Consider the following 24,944-nt stretch of genomic DNA (forward strand, 5'->3'; position numbering starts at 1 on the left):
GATACAGTGAAATGGAGGAGTGAGAATATAATGAAAGAATTAAAAGGAAAAATAGAAGATTATACTCGGTTTGGACAAATGCTTCTCGCTGTAAGTACATTGTTAATGGTTGGCTTATTGATTCCGAGTGGAGCAAAAGAGACAATCCAATTTTTTGTTATGATGGGGAGCATCGTTATATTTTTAAGCTTATCGTTCTTTTTCTTTCAGCGTGTGAAAGTGATGCGTGACCAGCTAGAGGAAAATGAATGTGAATAATATTGTTAACTAGAGCGCAGCGAAAAGAAAAAATCTTTTTGTCGCGCTTTTTGTTTTTTTGTAGGAAAATATATGCGTTTCGTGTTGACAATGATAATCCTTATCAATTAAAGTAGAATAGTAGTTAATGATTATCATTATCAATTAGAGGTGAAGGAATGAAAAAATCTATTACGCTATTTACAGCGATTTTATCTATTTTTTTCTTGTTAATAGGTTGCAGTGCCAAAGGGGACGAAAAAGCGTCTGCAACCAAAACAGAAAAAGGAAAAGAGAAAATCGAAATTACCGACCTATCAGGAAGAAAGGTAACATTCGATAAAGTGCCAGAAAGTTTTGCAACATTAAGTATGGGGGACATGGATATTATTCATGCTTTAGGTGGAAAAATAGTAGGTCGCCCGGATACGAAATTAACTCTTCCAGATGAGCTAAAGAAAGCACAAGTAATTGGGAATGCACATCAACCGAATTTTGAGCAAATTGCTAGTTTAAAGCCCGATGCACTTGTTGCTAACAATGGATTCCAAAAGAATGTGCCAACGGTTGAAGGACAAGGAACGCAAGTTATCATTTCTTCTGCGAATTCTGTACAAGATATTCAAAAAAATATTGAATTATATGGAACGGTAATGAAGAAAGAAGATAAAGCAAAAGAAATTAATCAAAAAATGAATGATCAAATGAAGAAATATGAGAAAAAGAGCGATGCGAAAGCATTGCTAGTGTATGGCGCACCAGGAACTTATTTAGCGGCATTACCAACATCTTTATCAGGTGATATTTTAGAAAAAACAGGCGGAAAAAATATTGCTTCTGATTTTCCAGAAACGAAAGCATATCCGCAATATGCACAGCTAAGTGTAGAACGTATTATTGAGGCGAATCCAGATGTGATTTATTTAATTACACACGGAGATCCAAAAAGTGTGAAAAAAGCATTCGAAGGCGAAATGATGAAAAATGAAGCGTGGAAAAATTTAGAGGCAGTAAAACAAAACCGCGTAGTTATTTTGCCACCTGATTTATTTGGATCTAATCCTGGTACAAAAGTTACAGAAGCAATGGACTTTATGTATAAAAGTATACAAGATGTAAGGAAATGATACTATGGAAAGTAGTGAAGTAGTAAGAGAAAAGGAACATCCTTTTGCGAAAAAAAGATGGATAATAGCAGTTACTTTAGTTGTATTAACAATCCTAGGTCTCTTTTACGGTCTTTTCGCAGGAAGTTTATCCTTTTCTGTACGAGATATTCTAACGGGTATACAAGATGAAGGTTCGACAGTTCATCGAATTGTATGGGATCTTCGCATACCGAGAGTGCTCATTGGGTTTATAGTAGGAACATGTTTAGCTGCATCTGGTACACTGCTACAAGGAGTTATGAGAAACCCTCTTGCAGATCCTGGTATTATCGGAGTTTCATCTGGGGCAGGCCTTGTAGCAATTGTCATCATGATTTTATTCCCACAGCATCTAGCTTTTTTACCACTAGGGGCGTTTTTAGGAGCTTTCATAACAGCGATGGTTATTTATGCTTTATCATGGCAAAAAGGGGCACCACCTTCAAGAATCGTCTTAGTAGGGGTGTCGATCAATGCATTAATTGGTGCAGCAACGTCAGCATTAATGTTATTACATAGTGACAAAGTACAATCGGTGTTACCGTGGCTAGCGGGTGGTATTGGTGGTGTAAGTTGGGCACATTTAAATATGATTATTTATTATGCAATATTCGCCATTATATTAGCTTTCTTTGGTATTAAGCATATTCGAGTGTTAATGCTTGGAGATGAAATGGCAAAGTTATTAGGACATAACGTGGAAAAAAGTCGGTTTTATTTAATCGTAGTAAGTACATTATTAGCTGGAATTGCAGTAAGTGTGTCTGGTCTTATTGGATTTGTCGGTCTTGTCGTACCACATATGCTACGTTTATTAGTTGGAAATGATTATAGATATTTGCTACCTTTATCATGCCTTGGCGGCGGGGTATTACTTGTTTTTGCGGATGCAATAGCTCGAAGTTGGTTTGACCCAATCGAATTGCCTGTTGGTATTTTACTGTCCTTCTTAGGTGGTCCGTTCTTCTTATATTTAATTCATAGAGGAGGAAAACAAAGTGATTTCCGTTAACAAAGTGTTTTACGCACACTCTGAAAGATTTCAAATGCAAAATATGAATGTACATATTAAGGCTGGAGAAATCGTTAGTTTAATTGGTCCGAATGGATCGGGAAAATCTACTTTGCTTCGTTTAATAGCAAGGCTACTGAAACAAAGCGAAGGGGACATCATTTTAGATGGAAAAAATATTCATATGATGAAGAGTGCTGATGTAGCGAAGCAATTAGCAATGTTACCACAAATGCATGATCATCAATTAGATTTAACAGTGAAAGAACTAATTGAGTTCGGAAGAGGTCCACATAAATCATGGAGTAGCCACTTAAATAAAGAAGATGAAGAAATTGTTGATTGGGCATTGTCTGTTACAAATCTTGAAGGGTATGAATATCGTCTTTTACATTCTTTATCAGGAGGGGAACGGCAACGTGCTTGGATTGCGATGACGCTAGCGCAACGTACAAATGTCTTATTATTGGATGAACCAACAACCTTTTTAGATATCGTTCACCAGTTGGAAGTAATGGAACTTGTGAAACGATTAAATGAGGAGTTTGGAATGACAATTATAATGGTTTTACATGACATTAACCAAGCTGCTCAATATAGCGATCGTTTACTTGTATTAAAGCGAGGAAAAATTCAGTATGATGGTATACCAGAAGAAGTACTATGCCATGAAATGTTTCAACATGTATTTGGCATAGATGTAGATATTTTTCAGGGAAGTGACAAGCCTTTTTTTACACCGAAACGAATTTCTAAAAGGGGAGAAGAGCGATGCAAACAGAAGAGCGTATTACCATTGAATTAGTAAGAGAATTTGTTATGGCAGCTCACGGGGATTTAGAGAAAGTACAAGAGCTATTGGTTGAATCACCAAGCTTACTTCACGCCTCTTATAATTGGGGTGGATCAGATTGGGAAAGTGCGTTAGGCGCATCGGCACATGTAGGTCGTAAAGATATTGCTCTTTATTTACTAGAAAAGGGTGCTCGGATGGATATTTTTGCAGCAGCTATGCTTGGTGAATTAGAAGTTGTACAAGCTATTTTAGTAGCTCAACCAGAAGCATTGCGCGCATCTGGTCCTCATGGTATTTCTCTTCTTCAACATGCACGAATGGGTGGAGAGAAATCTAAGCGTGTATATGATTATTTAGCAATACTATCTTAATGAACGAAGGAAGTTCTTATGTGCGGTAAACTTTTCACTTGAAACAATTGGAAAGTTTACCGCCCGTTAGAACGGGATAAGTATCTAGTATATTTGAAAATCCTACACCCCCCTCAATTGTAGTTTTCTTTATGCTAGTTATGATATGGATGCAGTGGACAATATTTGTCTACTGCTTTTTTTGTTTCTATAAGATTGAATATTCTGTGTTATGTGGTTGGTTCATTTATAATAAATGGTAACACTTATTGTGCATACAAAATATGATTGTGAAATTAAGAAGAAATTAGTAGAAAGGAGTGAAGGAATGTTTCATACAGACCGTTTACAAATTCGTAAATATACAATGGATGATTTACAGTTCTACGCTTCACTATGGGGAAACGAAAAAGTAATGCGCTATATTGGAAATGGGAATTTAAAAACATATATGCAATGTAAAAAAAGTTTGGAAGAGTGGGTAATTCCTAGCTATAAAAACGGCCTCGGTTTATTTGTATTAATTGAAAAGGAAACGGGGATACGGATTGGTCATGCAGGATTAGTAAAGCAGCAGATAGATGGAAAAGAGGAAATTGAAATTGGTTATTGGTTATTACCTCAGTATTGGGGAAAAGGCTATGCGAGAGAAGCAGCGGCAGCATTTCGAGACTATGGCTTCCAAGCGTTACGAATGAATAAATTGATTTCTCTTATTAATCCGGACCACCCCGCCTCAATCTTTGTTGCTAGAAAAACGGGGCTTAGTTATGAGAAAACAACTTCATTTCATGGGATGGATGTTCTTGTTTATTCCATTAGGCGCGTTGGATGAAAAAAGGTTAATTGCATTTTTTGAAGAATGGTATATAAAAATAAAGGGGGGATTACATGTACATTTATCATAATGGACTTATTATTCGTGAGGGGACGAATGGTGTACCTGCATATGCAATTAAGACTTTATTCGAAGATGCCGGTTGGAGCAATGATAATATCCCTTCTTGGCAAATTGAAAAATTCACGATAGCATTTGAAAATTCAACATGGGCATTCACAATTTGGGATGAAGAAGAGATGATTGCCATGGTTAGAGTCATTTCTGATGGAATCATGGTCGCGAACATAGTAAATTTAGTTGTGAAATGTGAATATAGAGGGAAGGGATTAGGTAAGAAACTTGTCGCTCTTTGTTTGCAAAAGCTACCACATGGTGACTGGTTTGCACATACTTCTGCGAACAATTTTGATTTTTATAGAAGCTGTGGATTTGAAGTTAGAGAGCTATCGAGAAATGGAACATGTGCGTATTATGGATATCAAGTCGCGAAAAGAGATGGTCACCGATAAATGAATGAAAAGTAAAAGTTTAGCGAGGTAATTTTGAGGATTTGATAATAGAGAATGGATTGAGGCACATTTTATGATAAAATAAAAGAAAATTCTGTTTATTATTAGGGGGATAAAAATGAGTATAAAAGTTGGGGATGTATTTAAATATGAAAGAAGATTTACTGAGGAAGAGGTGTTTGAATTTGCAAATATTACCGGAGATAAAGGTAGACACCATGTTGAATATGATGAAAATGGAAGATTAATGGTCCATGGTTTATTGACTGCTAGCATTGGAACGAAAGTAGGCGAAGAATTACATTACATAGCAAGAGAATTAGTAAGTGAGTTTATTAGACCAGTTTTCACAGGAGATACAATCACTTGTGAATTAACTTTAACAAATGTTGAGCAAATGGAAGGCTATAAAAAAGTTTCAATCGAGTCAGTTTATCGCAATCAACACGAAAAGACTGTACTAGTGGGGACAAGTTATGGAATTATAAGGGGATAAAAAAGAAGCCTGTTTAGCAGGCTTCTTTTTTATTATTTAGTAAACACGTTTTCGATTTTCCGCATAACTAGAGATGAGTAGTAATGCAGTTTCTTCTCCTATATTACGAACAATATGAGGAACGCATGCATTCCATGAGAAAGAATCACCTTCTTCTACAATTGCAATATCTTCACCGTGCTGAACTTCTAGTTTTCCGCGTAATACAAGGTGACATTCTTCCCCTTCATGGGCATTTGGTGAGTTTTCTTTCGGGAATCCAGTAGGGATTTCTACTAAAGATAGGCGAAGGCCCCCTTGCTCCGCAACATGTTCAATTCTTTGCTCATCTTTGCCGTATACACTGTATTTCCGTTCTTCTTTTTTGACAATTTTTAATCGATCTTTTTGCTCTAACAATAAATAGGGAAGGGGAACGTTTAAAAAATTGGAGATCGTTTCTAAAGTTGAGATAGATGGTGATGTTTTATTATTTTCAACCTGACTCATAAATCCTTTAGAAAGACCTGTTCCCTCACAAATTTGTGCGATTGTTATGCCCCTACGTTGACGAATTTCACGTATTGCAGAACCAATATTCATAAAATCAAGCTCCTTTTTGTAAACAACTATTTGTATCATAGCAAAAAAAATATATTTTTTCCCAGTGAAAATGAATTGACGAATAAAAAAAATTAGTGTATGTTTTGTAATGTAAATAAAAGTTTTGTATAATAAAACTATAAAGGAGAGAAAGAAATGAATCAACATATTGGTAACTTAATTATTCGTATCGTGTTAGGGGTAACATTCTTCATGCACGGTTTAACAAAATTCCAATCAGGAATTGACAATATTGCAGGGTGGTTTACAAGCATTGGTTTACCAGGAGGACTTGCATACGGTGTAGCAACATTTGAATTAGTTGGAGGCCTATTATTAATTCTAGGTTTAGGTGTAAGATATATTGGATTATTATTTGCACTTGTTATGGTTGGAGCAATCGTAAAAGTGAAATGGTCAGCTGGTTTATTGGGAGATGGAAAAAATCCTGGTTTCGAATTAGAACTTGCATTATTAGCAATGGGTGCATACTTATTTGTTGCAAAAGCTGATGGTTTTGTAGATAATTTCTTAAAAGAAAAAATGTCAAAGAAGAACTAATTTAAATGGGGGGCTAACAAGATGAGTTTTCAACTTCATCCCGATACAACACTGGATGTTGTTCATTTATACGTATCTAATGTAAAGAAATCACTAGAGTTTTATACGGAAGTACTAAGTATGAAGGTGCTAAAAGAAGAAAAAGCAGTCGTTACATTTGGGAATGAAAATGATGAACCACTTCTTATCATTGAAGAAAAGAAAGAAGCTTTTCCGAAGCAAAGAGGAAGAACAGGGTTATATCATTACGCAATTTTATTACCAAGTAGGCAGGATTTAGCGAATGTTCTTCGTCATCTTGTAGAAATGGTATATCCACTACATGGCGGGGCCGATCATTACTTTAGTGAAGCTCTTTATTTAGCTGATCCAGATGGAAACGGGATTGAAATTTATCATGATCGACAAAAAGAAGTTTGGCGTGATGAGAATGGAGAGCTCCCATTTGTTAGTAACCCGTTAGCTGGTGAAGAATTATTGCAGCAAGGAAGTACATGGAGTGGATTTCCAGCTGGTACTGTGATGGGGCATATTCATTTCCATGTAGCTGATTTAGAGGAAGCGAAGCGTTTCTATGTTGATGGTCTTGGTTTTGAAGTAACAATCCCAGCTCGTAATGGAGCGTTGTTCGTATCAGCAGGTGGCTATCATCACCATATCGGTTTAAATACATGGCAAGGTGAAGGGGTACCACCGCAAATGCCAGGTTCTGTTGGTTTGAAATATTTCACAATTGTATTAGCGGATGAAAAACAAAAAGAGCAAGTATGTGAAAGCTTAAAAAATATTGGTAAGATTGCTACGTACAAAGATGGAATATTACAAGTCGAGGATCCATTTGGACATTGTATCCATTTCCAAATAAAAGGAGAAGCCTAAAAAGGCTTCTCTTTTTTATTTTCTTATAATTGCATTTTCGTTTTGTAAAAATAGTTCATCAAATTGTTTTGCAAGCTCAAAATCTAGTTTCGTTAAACCTTTTGCATTCCAAGATGACAAAGTAATAATAACTGCTTTATACTGGATAAGGATAAATGGATGGTGATTATGTTCTTCTGATAGTTTGGCGGCTTCAGAGACAAATTCGACTCCTTTTAAGTAGTCGGAAAACATATATTTTCGTTCAATCCATTTCTCATCTTTTACCATCCATTTATCTACCTTCAATAATTCCTCGTGAACTTCTTCTTCAGTTAATCTTAGCATCATTTTTCACATCCTTTATTGGAAGTAACGCAAGACCATTGTTAATAAGGCGTGTTACAGCTTCGTCAGTTGTGAAAGTAGAAAGTTGATGTAGTAATGCTGCAGATGTTTCATGCCCTTTGTTATGCTCTAAAAGTAACTCTAATACTTCAAGGCGCAGCAACCATTCTTTCGCATAAAATTTATTTAATACTTCTTGGATTGCTACTAATTGATCGATATGCGCGTCGTGTAAAATCCCCTCACTTCGAATATCTCGAACTGTTTGATACATACGCTCGAGTTCATTCAGTACAAGCGGAGCAGGAATTTCTTGAACTTCTTCATCCATTGGGAAAAATGCTGCTGCATCTGCGGCACCTGGGAATACTGAAGTGATTTGTGAGCCAACAGCCATATCAAATGCGCCCCATGAAGCATCAAATAAAACGCGGGCGTTATAAGTAACTGTGCAATCGATAAAGGAAATAAGAGCAATTTTCTTATCATTTTTCACAATATCTGTTACTGTTCCTTTTACATGAATACCACTTGCAAAAGTAAACTCAGCGATAGTTCCAATTTTAATTCCTAATGATTGTAGTTGTTCGTCTGTACAATTTTCTAATGCAATATTTTCAGTAAGTAATCCAATCGGTGTTCCAAATCCGTCACTGTGTACAGAAGTAGAATGATTCGCTAACTGTTTATTATGAAGCGCTAATGCCGTTGGCGAATTTGTTCGCATGTAAATTAATTCACCTGCATCGTTTTCAATTGTCTCGCTAAATGTACCTGTAATTTGTAATCCACTATTTAGCTCAGCTGTTGCATAGTTCTCAGAGCGAATTGCTTTTTCTAAACCTTCTTTTCCACCTGTTTTAAAGGCCATCGTTTCAGAGAATTTCTCAAGTGCTTCTGTTAATTCTTCAAAGGATTCACAAACAAATAGTTGTGGTTGCATTTTTGTTACGTCATAAGTTGTCCCTGTACATGCTTCGATAGAAAATGGAACCTTTTCTACAGCGTCTGTTAAGCAATGTTTGCTTTCGCCAACAGAAGAAAGGAGACCAGCACCATATATTTTTGGAGCATCTATATTTCCGATTAATCCATATTCTACTGTCCACCAGAAAAGACGTGAAATTTGTTCAGCTTCCGATAAACCAGAAACTAAGTTTTGTTTTTCAATTACAGCATTTTCAGCAGCCTTAACTTCATCAGGAGTAGAAGTAGGGCTTTCTTTTACTATCGTTAATGTACGAACAGCTTCAAATGCATCATGTTCTTCTTTTGTAGAGAAAGCTTTTGCACCAATTTGCCCAAAACGTTTCACATATTTTGCATATGTAGGATCAAGTAAAATCGGTGCGTGTCCTGCGGCTTCATGTACGATATCTGGAGCTGGTGTGTACTCGATATTTTCTACTTTCCGGATATCTGTTGCAATCGGTAGTAATCCGTGTCCTTGAAAATCGAAGAATGCTACGCCAGGAATAAGTCCGTCAATTGTTACAGCGCCCCAGCCGCTTGGTGCTAAACACTCATTCATTTCTTCTACTTTTGGAATTGCATCTATATTAATACCAGATGATTGTAGTCCGTTCACATAGGCTGGATGAGCAACGTCTTTTAAGAAGCTATGATTTTGTCTCATAATATAACGCCACACAGCGTGATTCACCGGTGTGTATTGATCATAATGTTGTGTGGATACAAATGGTTTTAAATGCGATGGAATTTCTGTTTTCTTTGTCATTTAGACATCCTCCTTTTTTTCAATAAAAATGAATATCGATTTCGTATAGCTTGTATCACCCCCTTTCATTTTTTGTAAGCGCTTATAAAATTTTATCATAAGATTCGGAATTATTTAACATATGTTTCTGTGATAAATAGAAAAAGCCCCTATCGGAAAATCCGATAGGGGCGAAAGAATCGCGGTACCACCCTATTTGTAAGTGAAAATATACTTACATCTCAATTAATGATAACGGAAAAATTCCGTCTTTTCCTTCATGCATAAAAGCACTACGAAAAAGAAGCTCCAGAATTGTAATTCATACTTATATATGTGCTAATTTCCACCGACCATTAGCTCTCTGTAACAGGGATATAAGATACTACTGCGATTCTTTCAACGCGTATATATGAAATTGTGTAAGAGGATGGATGCAAAAAAGTCCCTATCGGAAAATCCGATAGGGACGATAAAAATCGCGGTACCACCCTATTTGTAAACAACTAATTGTTTACCACTCACTTTACGATAACGGAAAGATCCGTCTTTCTCTTCATGCATAAAAAGCATTACGGGAAAGAAGCTCCAGAATTGTAATTCACGCTTGTATATGTACTGATTCGCACCAACCATCAGTTCTCTGGGACAGTGATATAAGTCGCTACTAGCATTCCTTCAAAGCCGATATATAATTCGTTCAACTAAACTATGTTTTGTATTATAAAACTATATTAAAAAAATTGTCAACAAAAATTTTTTATCCCGTGTTAATGAGCAGTAAAATTCCTACCTCAAAATTCGGTGGGAGAATAACTGCCCGTAACCCCCGATTGGTGAAGGCTAATAATCAGTGGGGATGAACAAAATCTCTACTGATTAAGGCTTCACTTTATTTCACTTCTAAATTAACAGTTAAATTAGAGGTATTGCCAGCTGCATCAGTTGCTACAATGTGAATAGTATTTTTTTCTTCGTGTAATTGAGTGCGATCGAAATAAATGTCATAGCTTTTCTCCCAAGGGTTCAGGAATGCCTGTTCCCATACACCATTTCCGTTAATTTCATATTGCATTCTCACTGGAATACCAGGTGCTATCCAACCAGATTCTGACATCCAATCTAGTAGAATATCATCAACTTTTCCTCTAATTACGAGATTTTCTTGGTCAACTTCGTGTGTTAACTTAGGTGCAGTTCGATCAAGAAATACAGCAGCTGTTTGTTTTGTTTCTCCACCAGAATTAGAAGCAACTGCTTCGATTTGATATAGCCCGTCAGCTAAAGGAGTGCCATCTGCTTTTGTACCATTCCATTTGAAAGGTTTGCATCCAGGAGTTGCATTTTTAGCTTGATGGATAATCCCTTGATACGTTACACGTTCTTTCGTAACTAAATTTGCATGTAATGTTACATCATCCACAGGCGCAACTAAATAGTAGTTGATGAGATTATCATCTAGTACGTGGTCGCCATTTGGGCTAAAAGTAGAATTAATAATTTCAAGTCCATCGATACGTTTATAATCTTTAGGATCGATACTAAATGTGAATGGAATTCGAATTTCTTCTTTTGCCCCTTGTTCTTTTACATATACATTTCCAGTATACACACCTTGTGGTAGTGAGCTATCTACCGTGATAGTAAATGGTTTTTCGGTACTACTATTCGGTTGTATGCTAATCGATGAAGGGACAGAAGCTTTTACTTTTGTTTTTGTGTTGGCATCTAGTAATTCCACACGAGTTGAAAAACTTTTCTTTTTACTAGAAAGGTTTTGTAATGTAACATTTTGCGTCAGTTTTACTTTTCCGCTATTTGGCTTAATAAGACCAAAGCTGACATTGTTAGGTTTTACTAATACATTTGTTTGAGCTGCTTTCGGAATGTTAATTAAACCAGATCCTTGTGCCATAACAGGGTATGTATTTTCATTGACATCATGTAATGTTTTTGCATTGTTAGCAAGAGCCGCTTTCAATTGTTCTGTCGTCCAATCCGGATGCATTTGACGCAAGAGGGCAACCGCTCCAGCTACTTGCGGAGCAGCCATACTTGTTCCGTTATGCGATTCATAGCCGCCTCGCGGTACTGTACTAGTAATTTGTACTCCAGGTGCAACAACATCAGGCTTTATTAGCCAACTTCCTTGTGATGGTCCTCTTGAACTAAAGTTACCGATAAGTTCTGTTTGCTTTGGTTGTCCAATTTTTATATTTTTCTTTCGTTTTGTGATTAAAGTTTTTAATTCTTCCCCATTTGTATTTGATAATTGCATTACTGGAATAACCAGATGTTCACGCGAAAAATATTCCGTCATCATATTAATTTCTTTTTCGTTAGAGATTAATAACACACCAAGTGCCCCAGCTTGCTTCGCTTGTTCTGCTTTTACTAATGTACTAGAAGTACCTTGTAAAATAAGTGCGAATTTCCCTTTCACATCTTGTTTTGCATAATCACTTGGATTGCCATAACCAACATATACAAGAGGGGAATCATTTCCTATTGGAAAATCGGATTTTGATAACGGTAACCCTTGATATGTTTTGCTGGAACCAGCTACTTGGAATGTTGGAAACGGGATAGAAACCGTAGATGCTCCAACAGAAATGACACTACTTACGTTACCGGGAGCATCAACAGACCAAGGTTTTGGTCCGTCATTTCCATTTGAAACGACAGTAGTAACACCAAGTTTCGCTGCTCGTTCTAACGTTAATGTTACAGGCTGATCAGGTACATTTAAATCTTGCCCAAGGGAGAGGTTTAACACATCCGCACCATCTTGAATCGCTCGCTCAATCCCTTGGATAATATCATCTGTTGTACCAGTTCCACCGTCATTCATTACACGATAGGCTAGAATAGAAGCGTTTGGAGCAACGCCTTTAATTTTTCCATTACCCGCAATAATTCCAGCTACATGAGTACCATGTACGTTACCATCCATTGGATCGCTATCTTCATCAACCGTGTCATATCCACCGATATAATTTGCCTTTAAGTCAGGGTGTGTATAGTCTACGCCAGAGTCGATAATGGCTACTTTCATGCCTTTTCCATCAAGCGGTTTGCCAGATGGATCTTTTAAATTCCACGCTTCAGGTGCACCAATTGTCGGTCCACCGATATTTGGTGCTTCTTCGTTAGTAGTACTTTTCGATGTTTCATGCAATTTATATGTTAAGTTCGGATAGACTGCTTTTACTTCAGGTAAAGAGGCAAGAGAGGTAATTTGATCTCCAGGAACTGAAATAGAGAATCCGGAAAATAACGTATTATACACTTCTTTAATTTTTGCACCAGGTGCTTTTTCTTTTATTTTCTTAGTCGTATCTTCTTGTGCTTTTTTTAGCTCAGCATGATAAGACTGAGCATTACTATTTTGTAAATCTGGAGCATGCTGAATATTACTTTGAGCAGCGAGAGGTGCATGTTGCAATTCTACAATTACTGATATTTCTTTTGTTGTTTTCGTTTCAACATTTTGAGCAATTTTATGTTCTCCCCACTGTTCAATCGTTGTTTTTAATTGTGGACTAAATTGCTTCTCCTTTTGTAGTGATTCAGCATGAGCGCTTAAAGCTCCAAAACTAGAAAAGACAAGCGCCATGCTTAATAGTGTAGATGTAGTTTTTTTCATTGATACTCCCCCTAATAAAAAGTGCCAATATTCAGAAATAAAATCTTACATTTTAGTTATAACTTATAAATATAAATGTTGGCTAAACTATACTTTCGACATAATTCATACCAATCCTCTATGAATTGAAAATTTCTTGGGAAATTTTTTCTGATTATGTCGAATCGATATTTTTCACATATTGTAGGAAGAAAGTGAGGAATGCTATGAGGGAAATGGAGTGATGGTATGAAAAGGCTAATAGTAAGTGGTAGTGTAGTGTTGTTTATGTTTTTGTGTTCTATCACTATTACTAGCGCAGAAAATAATAGTGTGAAAGTTGCTTTTATTCGTCATCATAACCTTTGGATTAAAGTTGAGGGGAAAGAAAAACAACTTACAAAAGGAGAGAACATAACAGGGCCAAAGTGGTCACATGATGGAGAATGGCTGGCATATGTAAAAGGGAAGAAACAAAATATTCTTGAGTTATATCGGCTGAAAGATGGAAAGAAAGTTACGCCGTTTCAATCAGAAGCATCGAATTATCAATGGTCACCAACAGAAAATATAATTGCATTTATATTTACAGGTACATTAAATACATTTGATGTAGAAAAAAAGAATGCAGATTTTGAAAATGTATCGGCTGGTGTAGGGGATTATGCATGGTACCCCGATGGAAAGAACTTTCTTGTATCCTCTGAAGCGCACTTACTTCCAACAGGATGGACAGGGGCTCAGCTATATGAAGTGCAAAAAGATGCACATATGAATCCTCACAAAATGAAGCATTTGTATGCATTGCCAAATGAACATGATGATTTCCTAGCGCTAGTAGCAAGTGGCTTTAAGTGGTCACCAGATCAAAAGTGGATTTCATTTTTAGCAGTACCGACAGCTTCATGGTCAGCTGATAGTAATACGCTTTGCTTAGTTCGTGCAGATGGCAGTCGGTTTGAAAAAGTAGATCAAATGTTACTAAACGCACAATGGTTTCAATGGGCACCATCAAAAAATATATTAGCTTATATTGAAGGGAGCGGAAGAGTTGCATTAGAAAATAAGCATTTAAAAGTAAAGGAATTGCCAGCACTTCAGCAGAACATATTTACGCCGAAAGGATATGTTGATTGGGATTTTGTATGGAAGAACGATAGAGTAATTATCGTTTCACGAGCAAAGGAGGCAGGGATAGAAACTCCACCAGAAAAAAGGCCACTACCATCTTTGTATGAGGTCGATAGTACAAGTAATGCACAGCATCAAATCACAAAGAAAAAGAACAAGCAAGGGGATTACCACCCGATCTTCATGAAGAAGAGTAATCAATTAATTTGGATACGTTCAGACCGTAAGAAAGCGGATGTATGGCTTGCTCATAAAGATGGGAAACAGGAAAAGAAGTGGATTGAAAATATAGATGTACCAGCGTGGTATTATGAGAAATGGAATTGGGAAAATGTCATCTCGGTGAAATAACAATAAAAAACTGCCTAAAAGATCATTTTAGGCAGTTTTTTATTGTTATTTATGCGTTTTATTTGGCTTTTTTTTCGCTGGGTTTCCGTTCCCTTGGCGCTTTCTATTTTGTTCATCTTTTGCTTGTTTTTCATGTAGTGTATCTAAAAATTCATTCGAGTTACTCATTTTTCTATCACTCCTTTCATTTCGTCCTAATTACTATAACCATTTAGGAGGATAATCATGAGTTAGAAGTTAGGCACTTAATTTTCTTCGATAATGTAAGTAAAATATTCCATACATAACAAATAGCATGAGTAAAACTTGTAACTCTACATTTTCCTTTAAAACAGCTGCGATAGGGTCTGGTAAGTACGGTGATTTATCGTTTGTGTTTAAACCTAACCATTTATTTAAGAGGCTAATGGTACAAAACATAAAAACACCGGACCAGCTTGCCGTAATTGCTTTTTGTTTAATTTTTGTTTCACGTTCATCATCTGTAATCCAAGGATTAGCAGTTTTATCCCGCATTAACGGGCAGTAAGACCCCCACCTCAAAATTCAGCGGAGGCAAAGAAGTTAGGTGGGGATCAACTGTCCGTAAAAGCCCGATTGGTTCAACTAATAATCCGTGGGGGATGAACAAAACCCCCACGGATTAAAGTTTCACTTTATCACTACTAAAAAATCCATTTATGTATCCCCATATAATCATTCCAATTAAGATGGTTATCCATTTCATATTTTTTGATTCACTTCTCCCTTGTAAAAAGTGTTTTACATATCAGTTTTTCATATAGCAGGAATAAAGTATAAGATAGGGAAGAAATATGTAAGAGGATTTCATAAAGAGAGGAGGAAGAGGATGAAAATCGTTTTTGTTCGGCATGGTGAAGGTGAACATACAACGGATTTACCAGAAAGTTTACAAGTGTTTGACCCACCATTGACGAGAGTAGGAAAGGCTCAAGCTAAATTACTTCAATGCAATGTGCCATTGCAAGAGACGGATATATTAATTGTTAGTCCTACACTTAGAACTTTGCAAACGGCGACAATATGGAGTGCGAAAGTTGCTTGTCAAAAACTAGTCCATCCATATGTATCCCCACGTATTTTTCCTTATCGAGAAGGAGCGAAAACATTACCGTGCGATTATATAGTAGATCAGGGAATGATAACAAAGTTATTTCCGCATTTTTCGATAGAGAAAAGCTCAAATAATCAGTTATGGAAGGAAGGTATAAACACTATTTCAGAGAATAGTTTTCAGCAAATAGTAGATGAATTTCTTCTTTGGTGTTATGAACTGGGTGCTGAAAGAATTTGCATTGTATCTCACGATGGAACAATTACAGCATATAGGCAATATTTACAGAAAGTCGTTTTAACTAGATCAGATTTTTTGAAAGAAACGGGCATATATGAAATGGATTTATCCCATAAAATTCTGATTGATAAGGGCTGATTATAGGATGGGGGTTGTATGTTGAATATTGCATTAGTAGTTGGTTTTAATTCGGATTTAGAAGCGCAATCAATTCGAGCATCTCTTGAATATTTTGGTGCAAGGGTTGTGACATATTGGATTGGTAGACCGAAAGATTTTGTGGAAGTTCTTTCTGGAAAGAACTTATTTAACAATATTAATTATATTATTTTTTGCTTTCATGGTGAAGAAGGGAAGTTTGTCATGGAAGAGTTAGGCGAAGAAGTATATGAACAAGATGAACCGAGAGGGGATTTTGGTACAGAAGAAATTTATAAATATGCAAAATTGCATAATACACATATTGTAAATAGCGGGTGCACGTTAGGGGAGCAAAATCTAGCAAAATCTTTTTTACATAGTGGTGCGAAATCATATATTGGATCGATTGATTATGTAGATGGAAATGCAGCACTTATGTTTACTATACGCTTATTTTATGGGGTTATTAACCATGGGAAAACGTTAGAAGAAGCGTTTCAAGAAGCGAGTTTAATTGATGAGGAGACACATACATTTCGATTCTATAATTAGTGTGAAACAAGTTTATTCTATATTCGAATAAACGTGTTTCACATTTAACTCACATTTTTTTTACATTTTTTTCAATGAAAATGGTTATCACTTGTGGTATGATATGTTCAAGTTTTTACAGGTAATAAAAGTTACTATATAAACGTTAGTTTTTAATGTTTCATACGCATGTCACAGATTATTCATAATTAACGTTTGAAAAATAAGTAACTAATGTTATTATATTATCTGTAACTAACTTAATTACAACTTTAGGAGGAAGATATGGTTATTCAATTTTTAAGAGAAAACAAAGCAGTTTCTTTTGCATTAGCAGTAATTCGAGTATATCTTGGTTACACATGGTTAATGGCTGGAATCGGTAAACTACAAGGAAAAGGATTCGATGCAACAGGTTATTTGCAAGGGGCAATTGAAAAATCTAAAGGTGCACAACCGGCTGTTCAATCTTGGTGGGCATCATTCTTACAAGAATTTGCAATTCCAAATGTAGATTTGTTTAATACACTTGTAACATGGGGAGAAATTTTAGTCGGAATTGGTTTAATTGTAGGCTGTTTAACAAAAACAGCGGTCTTTTTTGGTCTTGTAATGAACTTTTCCTATATGTTTAGTGGGTCAATTGGTGTGAACCCTGAGATGGTTATCTTATCTATGTTTGTTCTTGTTTCCGGTATGAACGCTGGGAAATTTGGAATGGATGGCTTCGTTATCCCGAAAGTATTAGGATCAAAAACTCCAAAACGCCAAAAGCAAGCTGCTTAATATATGAAAACGGGTATCTCATTTTGAGATACCCGTTTATGTTATTTTTCAACTTTAATCGGATTGTTCTTAAAGAAATCTTTTACATACCCGACAAATTCTTGTGGTTCTTGGCGAAATGGTGCATGATAACCTTTTTCAATAATATGTAAAGTGCTATTTTTTAAGAATTGATGATACGTTTCTCCTTCTTTCCAGGAAACGCTACTATCATTTCTGCCCCATATAATTAAAGTTGGCTGTTTTATTTCATTTGCATTAATTTTAAGACGTCTAGGCCATAATTTCATTTTATTATAATGCTCTTCATCATTACGTTTGAATTTCACTTTGCTTTCATCATAATCTGTAATAGAAGAAACGGCATTTAAATCAGTCGACAATTGTGGTTTTGGTGAGCCTTGTTTATTAACGAATGTATGAGGGCCACCTGTAGCATCAGTTAAAATAAGGTGAGTAACTGCTTCAGGATATAAATATGTTAAATTTAGAGAAATTTCTCCCCCCATGGAATGCCCCAGTATTGCGAATGAATCATACCCTAGTTTTTTCATTAATTTATAATACAAATTTGCATGAGTTGGAAAAGAATAATAAAAATCCATTGGCTTAGATGAGCGCCCGAATCCTAAAGCATCTACAGAAATAATTGTATGATCTTTTGCTAAATCGGAGTAAATCTTTTGAAAACCATCTGATGACCCTCCAAAGCCATGAATCATAAGTAAAGGTGGTTTTTCATTACCAATCTTTTTAAAGTAAATGGTTTGACCATCTATTTCTACCATTTTTTCCTCGGTAGCTAGTTTCGCTGTAATTGTATTTTTAACTTGTTTTACTTGTTCTACTGGCTTTTCTGCTGCACTACATCCTACTAATAGTGTAAGAGTAAGACAACCTACCATAAAATAGCTAAATCGCTTCAATTAGGTGTCTCCTTTCTAACATAACGCTGTATCTATCATAGCAAATAGCATATTACGATTTCCAGGAAGTTGGCTACCATTTTTTATCATAAGAGGTGAAAGGAGCGTTTCTTGGAAATTTTCTGTTTGAAGAAATTGACGAAATGTAAATTGTGAGTGTGGAACATCAATTCGTACTATACCATTCCAACATTCACATATCTTTTTTAATAATTGGATAGCATCTTCTTCTTGCTGGGCGATAAGTGGATTGATACATAATATATTGCCCTTTTGTATGCATAATGAAAAAGCTTCTATACAGTTATTTCTTTCAATTTTAAAAGAGTGTACGGCCCTTGGTAATAGCAAAGAGTAAAGTAGAGAACGATTCATACCAGTTGCAATTTGATCCAGAGAAGTAACAGGTATAAGGTCTTCTTGTACTTGTTGTAAGTGAGAAGGGTACGTCTTAATAGTTTGCTTTTCAAAACGATGAATCGTTGTTGCTGTTTGAAATCCGCATGATGTGTATAGAGGTTCGCCAGCTTTTGTCGCAATAAGTGCAATGGGTTGTTTTGGATGAATTTGTTCCAAGCAATGATTTAGCAACATGCGCCCTATTCCGCGTCCTTGAAAATTAGGGTGAACGATTAACATACCAATGGAAGCGAAGTTACTTGTAAAGGGAAATACTCCTCCAGTCGCAATGAGTTTGTTTTCATGAATGTAACCTACAAGTGTGCCGATAGAAAGATACATTTCGAATTGTTTTTTCATAAAAATTTCATCGTGTAACCATCCAACAGATTTGCAAAGATTAAGTAATTCAAAAATAAAAGATTCATTTAGCTTTACTATTTTCATAAAGGCTCACCGCATTTCTATTTATTTTCATAAACATAGAGTCAAAATGTAAAAAAAGAGATTTACGTTAAATGAAATCCAACTTGTTTATATTTAAATTGTAAAGGGCGGAATGATTGATACAAAAAGACAAACTTATACAAATTATAACTGATATTTACATAAGTTAACAAAAAATTTACATACAGCTAATTTTCTCTTAATAGTCTTCCATTAAATTTGATAGTGGGAAATGAATAACCTAATTAGGGGGACAAGACAGTGAAAAAGTTTGTGAAAAAAGCATGGCCATTTGCAGTTGTGGCATCATTAGCAGTTACTTCGGTAGCAACATGGAATTTTACTCGTTCTAGTGAGGTTAATGCAGATGAGAACGGAAGCAATGCAAAGATTAAAAATGTTATCGTATTAATTGGGGATGGTATGGGTCCTTCATATATGACGGCTCACCGTTATATGAAAGATAATCCAAAAACCTTTGAAATGGAATCTACAGAATTTGATAAGCATCTTGTAGGAACACAAAAAACATACCCAGAAGATGAACATGAAAATATTACAGACTCTGCATCGGCAGCAACAGCTATGTCAGCAGGAATTAAAACATATAATGCTGCAATTGCAGTTGATAATGATAAAGCGGAAGTGAAAACAGTTCTTGAGCAAGCGAAAGAAAAAGGGAAATCAACGGGACTCGTTGCAACTTCTGAAATTACACATGCAACACCAGCTGCTTTCGGTGCGCATGACATTAGCCGTAAAAATATGGACGCAATTGCAAATGATTATTTTGATGAGAAAATTAAAGGGAAGCATAAGGTAGATGTTATGCTTGGCGGCGGCGTAAAGAACTTTGTTAGAAAAGATCGTAATCTTACAGAAGAGTTTAAGAAATCTGGTTATAGCTATGTAACGGATCGAGATCAATTGTTAAATGATAAAAATGATCAAATTCTTGGTTTATTTGCACCAGGTGGATTAGATAAAATGATTGACCGCAATGAGAAAACACCTTCATTAGAAGAAATGACTAATGCAGCAATTGAGCGTTTGAACAAAAATAAAAATGGTTTCTTCTTAATGGTGGAAGGAAGTCAAATCGACTGGGCTGGACATGATAATGATATTGTTGGTGCAATGAGTGAAATGGAAGACTTCGAAAAAGCTTTCAAAGCAGCGATTGAGTTTGCGAAAAAAGATAAAAATACGTTAGTTGTTGCAACGGCAGATCACGCTACTGGTGGCTTATCTTTAGGTGCCAATGGCGAGTATAACTTTAAAGTAGATCCAATTAAAGCTGCAAAACGCACACCAGACTTTATGGCAAATGAGATTGCAAAAGGTGCAAATGTAGAAGAAACATTGAAAAAGTATATTGATTTACAATTAACTCCAGAAGAAATTCAAGCTGTAAATGATATAGCTCCGTCAAAAGATGTAACAAAGATTGATAATGCAATTGAAGATATTTTCAATAAGCGCTCGGTTACAGGCTGGACAACAGGTGGACATACAGGGGAAGATGTGAACGTGTATGCATTTGGTCCAGGTAAATACTTGTTCTCTGGCGTTCAAGAGAATACAAATATAGCGAAACGTGTCTTTGATATTGTTGGCGGTGGCGATCCCAATAAAGGAAGACGCTAATTAAGAGCGAAAGTGAGGCGGAATGCCTCACTTTTCTTTTTAGGAGTTGGGAATATGGAAAAATTATTTAGAAAATTAAGATTCCTTTTAGTGTTTGTAGTACTACTAGTTGGATGTCAACAAGAAGAGAATAACGTAGAACAAAAATCTACTACTAAAAAAACTGAGGAAAAGGTACAAATAACAAAAGAAGAAGAGAGATCTATTCAAGATGTTATTCATACATTTGTGCGAACGACCAATGAAAAAAATCTTGCAGAACATATGGAGTTATTTTCAAAGAAGATGCCTAGTGCTGAAGACTTAAAAACACAAAAAGAAGCCGCATTTCAAAAGGGAAATAAGAAAATTGAATTGGAACATATAGATATGAAAGTTAGTAAAGTAGGGTATGTTATTGTTGAAACGAAAGAAAAGGAAGTAGACGACAGTATTACTCTTCAAAAGAAAGTACAGTATGCCCTTGGAAAAGAAGAGGATAAATGGAAGATTGAAGAGGTTCGAACAATAGAGAAAAAATAACGTGAAACTTTAATAAGTGTGGAGTCGTACTTCCCAAAAATGATAGAAAAAAGGTTCTCATTGGCGAGAACCTTTTTTTATAGTGGTAGCATAATTTGATTTGAACATGCCTCAATATCATCAATATCTTGACGAATTGTGGCCATTTTATTATCCAGATCTTCAGCTTTCATTGCTGCATCATGTAGTTCATCTTTTAAATACTCCGGTATTTTCCCTTCATATTTATAATAAAGTTTGTGTTCTAAACTTGCCCAAAAGTCCATTGCCAGTGTACGTAACTGAATTTCTGCAAATACATCTTTTGTACCAGAATTTAGTGATAAAGGGTATTTAATGATCATGTGTAAACTTTTATATCCGTTTCGTTTTGGGTTAGCGATATAATCTTTTACTTCTATGACTTCCATATCTTCGCGTTTTTGAATGACTTCTTTCAAATGATAGATATCTTCTACGAAGCAACATGTAATACGAATACCAATAATATCTTGTAAATGTGTTTGAGCATTTTCAACTGTTGGTAATAAGCTTTTGCGCTCTAGTTTTTTAATAATACTTTCAGGTTGTTTTAGTCTTGTTTTTATATGTTCAAACGGGTTGTAATCCTCTAGAAATTGAGCTTCCCGGTTCATAATTTCAAATTTAGTTTTTAACTCTTCTAAAGCAAATGTATATGGTAATACAAAAGCTTTCCAGTAGTTAACTGTTGATTGATTATATTCCATTTATATACACACCTTTTCCTATTTGCAAGTGAGGTCGTTATTATACTAAATACCAAATCATATAAGCGCAAGCAGCAAATGATGAGATCATAAAGCGATATTTAGTTTTCATACTTTCAACTCCTTTCGAGTAAGATTTTATATAAATAAACGTGATTGTTAATAAGTTCACTATGTACAGTTTCTATAGTAATAGATTCGTGTGAATTTCGTATGAACTAATTGTTTCAGCTTTTTGTCTTTTTTGCTGTTAATCATAATTATTATTCGGATTTAAAGTGTTTTTATTTGATTTATCTATTTGTATAAATTAATGTATATTTAAATTTACAGTTATCGAGGAGGATATATGGTGAACTTTGAAGAATTAGCAATTGCTAGACGTTCTGCAATGAAATTTATACAAGGTATAGAAATCCCTGATGAGGATTTTAAAAAAATATTTGAGTTAACTAAGCTTTCTCCATCTTGCTATAATTTGCAGCACACACATTATGTTGTAATTCGTGATCAAGAGCGAAAAGAAAGATTAAAAGAATTAGCTTTCGGTCAATATAAAGTATCGAGTGCATCAGCGGTAGTGCTCGTTTGTGGTGATAAAAAAGCATACCAAAATGTTGAAAATATTTACTTCGGTATGAAAGTTTTAAAAATGATTGATGAATGTGAATATGAAGATACAATTAGGCAAACGAAAGGTTTATATGAAGGAAAAGGAGAGCGTTTCATGGAGGATGAAGCGATTAGAAATGCTTCGTTAAGCGCGATGACTTTTATGTACGCAGCTAAATATTATGGCTATGATACATGTCCAATGATTGGTTTCGATGAAAAAGCAGTACAAAGTGAATTAAATATGCCGGAGCATATAGTACCTGTTTTAATGATTACGATAGGAAAAAGTGATACGACTAAAACTCGCCCACGAGGATATCGAAAGCCGATTAGTGAGTTTGTTACATACGAATCGTTTTAATAAAGTGAAACTTTTAATCAGTGGGGGTCTTACTGCCCGTTAATGCGGGAGAAAATTTATTTAACTATAAAAACAAGGGGATTCTAAATGGAATCTTCTTGTTTTTGCAATTGACAAATGGAATGAAGTTTTATAATGTATAAATCGTAATCATTACGTTTTAGTTGCGATTTTTGAAAGAAAGGAGAATTAAATATGCGTGTAAATATTACATTAGCTTGTACGGAGTGCGGTGATCGTAATTACATTTCTAAAAAAAATAAACGAAACAATCCAGAACGCATCGAATTAAAAAAATATTGTCCACGATTAAAGCGAGTAACGTTACATCGTGAAACGAAGTAGAAGACTAGAGATATCTCTAGTCTTTTTTTATAGTTCTTTAGTTTTGTTTGTTATAATTACCTTAAATTGTAATAAAGGGAGCAGTATGATGAATCAAAAAGATAAAGAAAGAAAAGAGCAAGTGGCTCATATTATTAATATTCCAGATGAATATAGTCTTGTTGTAGATGATCAAGAAGGGGTTGATGACCCGTATCATCTATTATGGTGGGAGCATAAAGAGGATCAGGAGAGAACGATACAAATTACATTGAATAGACATACTGGTAATTTAATTGAATTTAGGATAGATGATGAAAATCCTTTTTCAAGTGGCAAGGAAGCGATAGAGGAGAAGAAGGCAAGAGAGATTGCAAATGCGTTCTTGAAAAAATATACAAAAGAAGGATATGAATTCTATACATATGTAACGGTTAAGGACGACAGGCGCGGTTGGAAAGAAGTAAATTATATGCAAGAAGTGAATAGCTATCCATTGCCGAATACAGGGTGCGTTGTGCGAGTGCACTCTTCAGGTAATGTTGTGCATTTTCATTACAATGGACAAAAAGCTATAGAGAAAAAACCGTTATGGCCAAGTGAAATTGTTGAGGAGAATATCGTTTTAGAAAATTTGAAAGCTAGACAAGATATGAGACTTGTATTTATAGATTTAACATACTCTTCATGTGAGTATGAAAACGGGGAAGAAGTAAAAGGGTACCATCTTGTATATGAACCAGAGCCTAGTCATGCGTTTATTGATGCAAGTACAGGTAAAGATTTATTTGGACCAGATCATTATAAATTGCCTTCGGCTGTAGCTGTTGAAAAATCGAAAAAAGGTAACGAACGAGGTGAAGTATTCGAATTATTTGACTGGAATAAAGAAGGTTTTACAAAAGTAGATGAGACAGAAAATGATGATGAAATAAGGATGAAATTTGTTCCGAAAGAGGAATTACAAAAACAGAAAGAAGAAAAGAATCCATATTTAATGAATGAATTCTTTAAAAAGCATTTACCGATGTTGAAATATAATAATTTAGTTAGCGTTAAAATTGATAAATTAACCAATGAATTAACTGGTTTTATAAAACTGACAGATGATAAAGAAGTAAAGCAAATACTGTCTAGAGAGGAATGTTTACAAAAAGCACTTCAATTTTTAGAACGAGTTATTCCAGATATCACACAATATCTGCGTCTTTGGGAGGAACGTGAAGAAGCAGAAGATGGGATTGAAAGATTTATCTTTTCTGTATATATAAATGATATTCCGGCAGAGTATAACCAATTTATGATTAACATCAATGCAGAAAATGGTGCTGTTATGCACTACTCGGGGGAGTCTAGCAACTTTATAAAAGAATTGCTCACATACGAAATAACACCAAAAGTAACTAAAGAAAAAGCGTTAGAAATATACAGAGAGGCTATCCGAGTTAAATTAGAATGGTCTTTAGATCATGATGCAGAGGAAACGAAATACAAACTACTTTACAAACAAACGACAGATGAAAAACATAAAGAACCTTTTGATTGTAGGCGGGAAATTCGTTATATTGATGCCCAAGCGGGGAGAAAGATTTGGAGTAAGTAAAATAAAAAGAGTTATTTTTCAAAGAAAAAATAACTCT

At 35.3% G+C, this 24,944-nt stretch carries 28 protein-coding genes and 2 other annotated features; of the genes, 19 read left to right on the top strand and 9 right to left on the bottom strand.

Features of this window, described 5'->3' with window-relative positions:
* The first annotated feature begins 30 nt into the window (after positions 1-30).
* From AB6801_RS08580 to AB6801_RS08615, 8 genes are all read left to right on the top strand, one after another.
* Complete coding sequence (locus AB6801_RS08580) at positions 31-258, top strand: YrhC family protein (RefSeq protein WP_000661265.1); 228 nt, start codon at positions 31-33, stop codon at positions 256-258.
* Positions 259-416: 158 nt separating this feature from the next.
* Entirely contained in the window at positions 417-1,364 is a 948-nt protein-coding gene (locus AB6801_RS08585; RefSeq protein ID WP_370941058.1) for an ABC transporter substrate-binding protein, read from the top strand.
* A 4-nt stretch (positions 1,365-1,368) separates the two neighbouring features.
* Entirely contained in the window at positions 1,369-2,397 is a 1,029-nt protein-coding gene (locus AB6801_RS08590) for a FecCD family ABC transporter permease (protein WP_002000971.1), read from the top strand.
* A complete protein-coding gene (locus tag AB6801_RS08595) occupies positions 2,384-3,202 on the top strand; it encodes an ABC transporter ATP-binding protein (protein WP_000626525.1) in 819 nt (272 codons plus the stop codon). The genes AB6801_RS08590 and AB6801_RS08595 overlap by 14 nt, the downstream gene beginning before the upstream one ends.
* The gene (locus AB6801_RS08600; protein WP_001192763.1) at positions 3,169-3,564 is read left to right on the top strand and encodes an ankyrin repeat domain-containing protein; all 396 of its coding nucleotides are present in this window, start codon (positions 3,169-3,171) and stop codon (positions 3,562-3,564) included. The genes AB6801_RS08595 and AB6801_RS08600 overlap by 34 nt, the downstream gene beginning before the upstream one ends.
* A gap of 235 nt (positions 3,565-3,799) precedes the next feature.
* Positions 3,800-4,378, top strand: coding sequence for a GNAT family N-acetyltransferase (locus AB6801_RS08605; RefSeq protein WP_000258037.1), 579 nt, complete (start codon positions 3,800-3,802; stop codon positions 4,376-4,378).
* 56 nt (positions 4,379-4,434) lie between these two features.
* A complete protein-coding gene (locus AB6801_RS08610) occupies positions 4,435-4,893 on the top strand; it encodes a GNAT family N-acetyltransferase (RefSeq protein WP_000276114.1) in 459 nt (152 codons plus the stop codon).
* 118 nt (positions 4,894-5,011) lie between these two features.
* Positions 5,012-5,389: a hotdog family protein gene (locus AB6801_RS08615; protein ID WP_000025015.1), complete on the top strand. Its 378-nt coding sequence runs from the start codon at positions 5,012-5,014 to the stop codon at positions 5,387-5,389.
* Positions 5,390-5,425: 36 nt separating this feature from the next.
* Here AB6801_RS08615 and AB6801_RS08620 read toward each other — a convergent pair whose 3' ends face one another.
* A complete protein-coding gene (locus tag AB6801_RS08620; RefSeq protein WP_001020693.1) occupies positions 5,426-5,971 on the bottom strand; it encodes a helix-turn-helix domain-containing protein in 546 nt (181 codons plus the stop codon).
* Positions 5,972-6,127: 156 nt separating this feature from the next.
* Between AB6801_RS08620 and AB6801_RS08625 the strand changes: the two genes are divergently transcribed.
* A complete protein-coding gene (locus AB6801_RS08625) occupies positions 6,128-6,532 on the top strand; it encodes a DoxX family protein (protein ID WP_001071553.1) in 405 nt (134 codons plus the stop codon).
* A 21-nt stretch (positions 6,533-6,553) separates the two neighbouring features.
* Positions 6,554-7,411, top strand: a complete 858-nt coding sequence (locus AB6801_RS08630; RefSeq protein WP_000009844.1) for a VOC family protein — start codon at positions 6,554-6,556, stop codon at positions 7,409-7,411.
* A gap of 15 nt (positions 7,412-7,426) precedes the next feature.
* Here AB6801_RS08630 and AB6801_RS08635 read toward each other — a convergent pair whose 3' ends face one another.
* The 3 genes from AB6801_RS08635 to AB6801_RS08645 all read right to left on the bottom strand — a co-directional run bounded on the left by AB6801_RS08635 (position 7,427) and on the right by AB6801_RS08645 (position 13,101).
* Positions 7,427-7,741 carry a 4a-hydroxytetrahydrobiopterin dehydratase gene (locus AB6801_RS08635; protein WP_000979538.1) on the bottom strand — a complete coding sequence of 105 codons (315 nt, stop codon included), beginning with the start codon at positions 7,739-7,741 and terminating at the stop codon, positions 7,427-7,429.
* The gene (locus AB6801_RS08640) at positions 7,722-9,476 is read right to left on the bottom strand and encodes an aromatic amino acid hydroxylase (protein ID WP_098279419.1); all 1,755 of its coding nucleotides are present in this window, start codon (positions 9,474-9,476) and stop codon (positions 7,722-7,724) included. Before AB6801_RS08640 ends, AB6801_RS08635 begins: the two co-directional genes overlap by 20 nt.
* A 163-nt stretch (positions 9,477-9,639) precedes the next feature.
* Positions 9,640-9,867, bottom strand: a binding site (T-box leader).
* Between the two features lie 50 nt (positions 9,868-9,917).
* Positions 9,918-10,146 (bottom strand) — a binding site (T-box leader).
* 201 nt (positions 10,147-10,347) lie between these two features.
* Positions 10,348-13,101, bottom strand: coding sequence for a S8 family peptidase (locus AB6801_RS08645; RefSeq protein ID WP_370941059.1), 2,754 nt, complete (start codon positions 13,099-13,101; stop codon positions 10,348-10,350).
* A 228-nt stretch (positions 13,102-13,329) separates the two neighbouring features.
* Between AB6801_RS08645 and AB6801_RS08650 the strand changes: the two genes are divergently transcribed.
* Positions 13,330-14,562, top strand: a complete 1,233-nt coding sequence (locus AB6801_RS08650) for a TolB family protein (RefSeq protein ID WP_098567450.1) — start codon at positions 13,330-13,332, stop codon at positions 14,560-14,562.
* A 45-nt stretch (positions 14,563-14,607) separates the two neighbouring features.
* On the opposite strand, the gene AB6801_RS08655 is transcribed toward AB6801_RS08650, so the two are convergent.
* Together AB6801_RS08655 and AB6801_RS08660 are read right to left on the bottom strand one after the other, a co-directional pair.
* The gene (locus tag AB6801_RS08655) at positions 14,608-14,730 is read right to left on the bottom strand and encodes a DUF4023 domain-containing protein (RefSeq protein WP_000071866.1); all 123 of its coding nucleotides are present in this window, start codon (positions 14,728-14,730) and stop codon (positions 14,608-14,610) included.
* Between the two features lie 69 nt (positions 14,731-14,799).
* Positions 14,800-15,078, bottom strand: coding sequence for a phosphoglycerate mutase (locus AB6801_RS08660; RefSeq protein WP_370941060.1), 279 nt, complete (start codon positions 15,076-15,078; stop codon positions 14,800-14,802).
* Between the two features lie 334 nt (positions 15,079-15,412).
* Here AB6801_RS08660 and AB6801_RS08665 point away from each other — a divergent pair, with 334 nt between their 5' ends.
* The 3 genes from AB6801_RS08665 to AB6801_RS08675 all read left to right on the top strand — a co-directional run bounded on the left by AB6801_RS08665 (position 15,413) and on the right by AB6801_RS08675 (position 17,335).
* Positions 15,413-16,015, top strand: a complete 603-nt coding sequence (locus AB6801_RS08665; RefSeq protein ID WP_000706245.1) for a histidine phosphatase family protein — start codon at positions 15,413-15,415, stop codon at positions 16,013-16,015.
* Between the two features lie 18 nt (positions 16,016-16,033).
* Entirely contained in the window at positions 16,034-16,570 is a 537-nt protein-coding gene (locus tag AB6801_RS08670) for a hypothetical protein (RefSeq protein ID WP_000931928.1), read from the top strand.
* 264 nt (positions 16,571-16,834) lie between these two features.
* Entirely contained in the window at positions 16,835-17,335 is a 501-nt protein-coding gene (locus tag AB6801_RS08675) for a DoxX family protein (protein WP_000236592.1), read from the top strand.
* A gap of 41 nt (positions 17,336-17,376) precedes the next feature.
* On the opposite strand, the gene AB6801_RS08680 is transcribed toward AB6801_RS08675, so the two are convergent.
* Both AB6801_RS08680 and AB6801_RS08685 read right to left on the bottom strand, forming a co-directional pair.
* Positions 17,377-18,261, bottom strand: coding sequence for an alpha/beta fold hydrolase (locus AB6801_RS08680; protein ID WP_000819810.1), 885 nt, complete (start codon positions 18,259-18,261; stop codon positions 17,377-17,379).
* 15 nt (positions 18,262-18,276) lie between these two features.
* The gene (locus tag AB6801_RS08685; protein ID WP_370941061.1) at positions 18,277-19,107 is read right to left on the bottom strand and encodes a GNAT family N-acetyltransferase; all 831 of its coding nucleotides are present in this window, start codon (positions 19,105-19,107) and stop codon (positions 18,277-18,279) included.
* Positions 19,108-19,368: 261 nt separating this feature from the next.
* Here AB6801_RS08685 and AB6801_RS08690 point away from each other — a divergent pair, with 261 nt between their 5' ends.
* Positions 19,369-20,754, top strand: coding sequence for an alkaline phosphatase (locus AB6801_RS08690; protein WP_000714912.1), 1,386 nt, complete (start codon positions 19,369-19,371; stop codon positions 20,752-20,754).
* A gap of 54 nt (positions 20,755-20,808) precedes the next feature.
* Complete coding sequence (locus AB6801_RS08695) at positions 20,809-21,276, top strand: hypothetical protein (RefSeq protein WP_097796377.1); 468 nt, start codon at positions 20,809-20,811, stop codon at positions 21,274-21,276.
* Positions 21,277-21,353: 77 nt separating this feature from the next.
* On the opposite strand, the gene AB6801_RS08700 is transcribed toward AB6801_RS08695, so the two are convergent.
* On the bottom strand, positions 21,354-22,004 hold the full coding sequence (locus AB6801_RS08700) for a GTP pyrophosphokinase (protein WP_000456230.1): 651 nt from the start codon (positions 22,002-22,004) through the stop codon (positions 21,354-21,356).
* Positions 22,005-22,353: 349 nt separating this feature from the next.
* Between AB6801_RS08700 and AB6801_RS08705 the strand changes: the two genes are divergently transcribed.
* The 3 genes from AB6801_RS08705 to AB6801_RS08715 all read left to right on the top strand — a co-directional run bounded on the left by AB6801_RS08705 (position 22,354) and on the right by AB6801_RS08715 (position 24,907).
* Positions 22,354-22,980, top strand: a complete 627-nt coding sequence (locus tag AB6801_RS08705; protein WP_000245978.1) for a nitroreductase family protein — start codon at positions 22,354-22,356, stop codon at positions 22,978-22,980.
* A 195-nt stretch (positions 22,981-23,175) separates the two neighbouring features.
* Entirely contained in the window at positions 23,176-23,325 is a 150-nt protein-coding gene (gene rpmG / locus AB6801_RS08710) for a 50S ribosomal protein L33 (protein WP_001265617.1), read from the top strand.
* A gap of 88 nt (positions 23,326-23,413) precedes the next feature.
* Positions 23,414-24,907, top strand: coding sequence for a YcdB/YcdC domain-containing protein (locus AB6801_RS08715; RefSeq protein ID WP_001072071.1), 1,494 nt, complete (start codon positions 23,414-23,416; stop codon positions 24,905-24,907).
* Positions 24,908-24,944 lie beyond the last annotated feature (37 nt).

Source organism: Bacillus sp. RCC_6_1, from assembly GCF_041360755.1.
Lineage (GTDB): Bacteria > Bacillota > Bacilli > Bacillales > Bacillaceae_G > Bacillus_A > Bacillus_A cereus.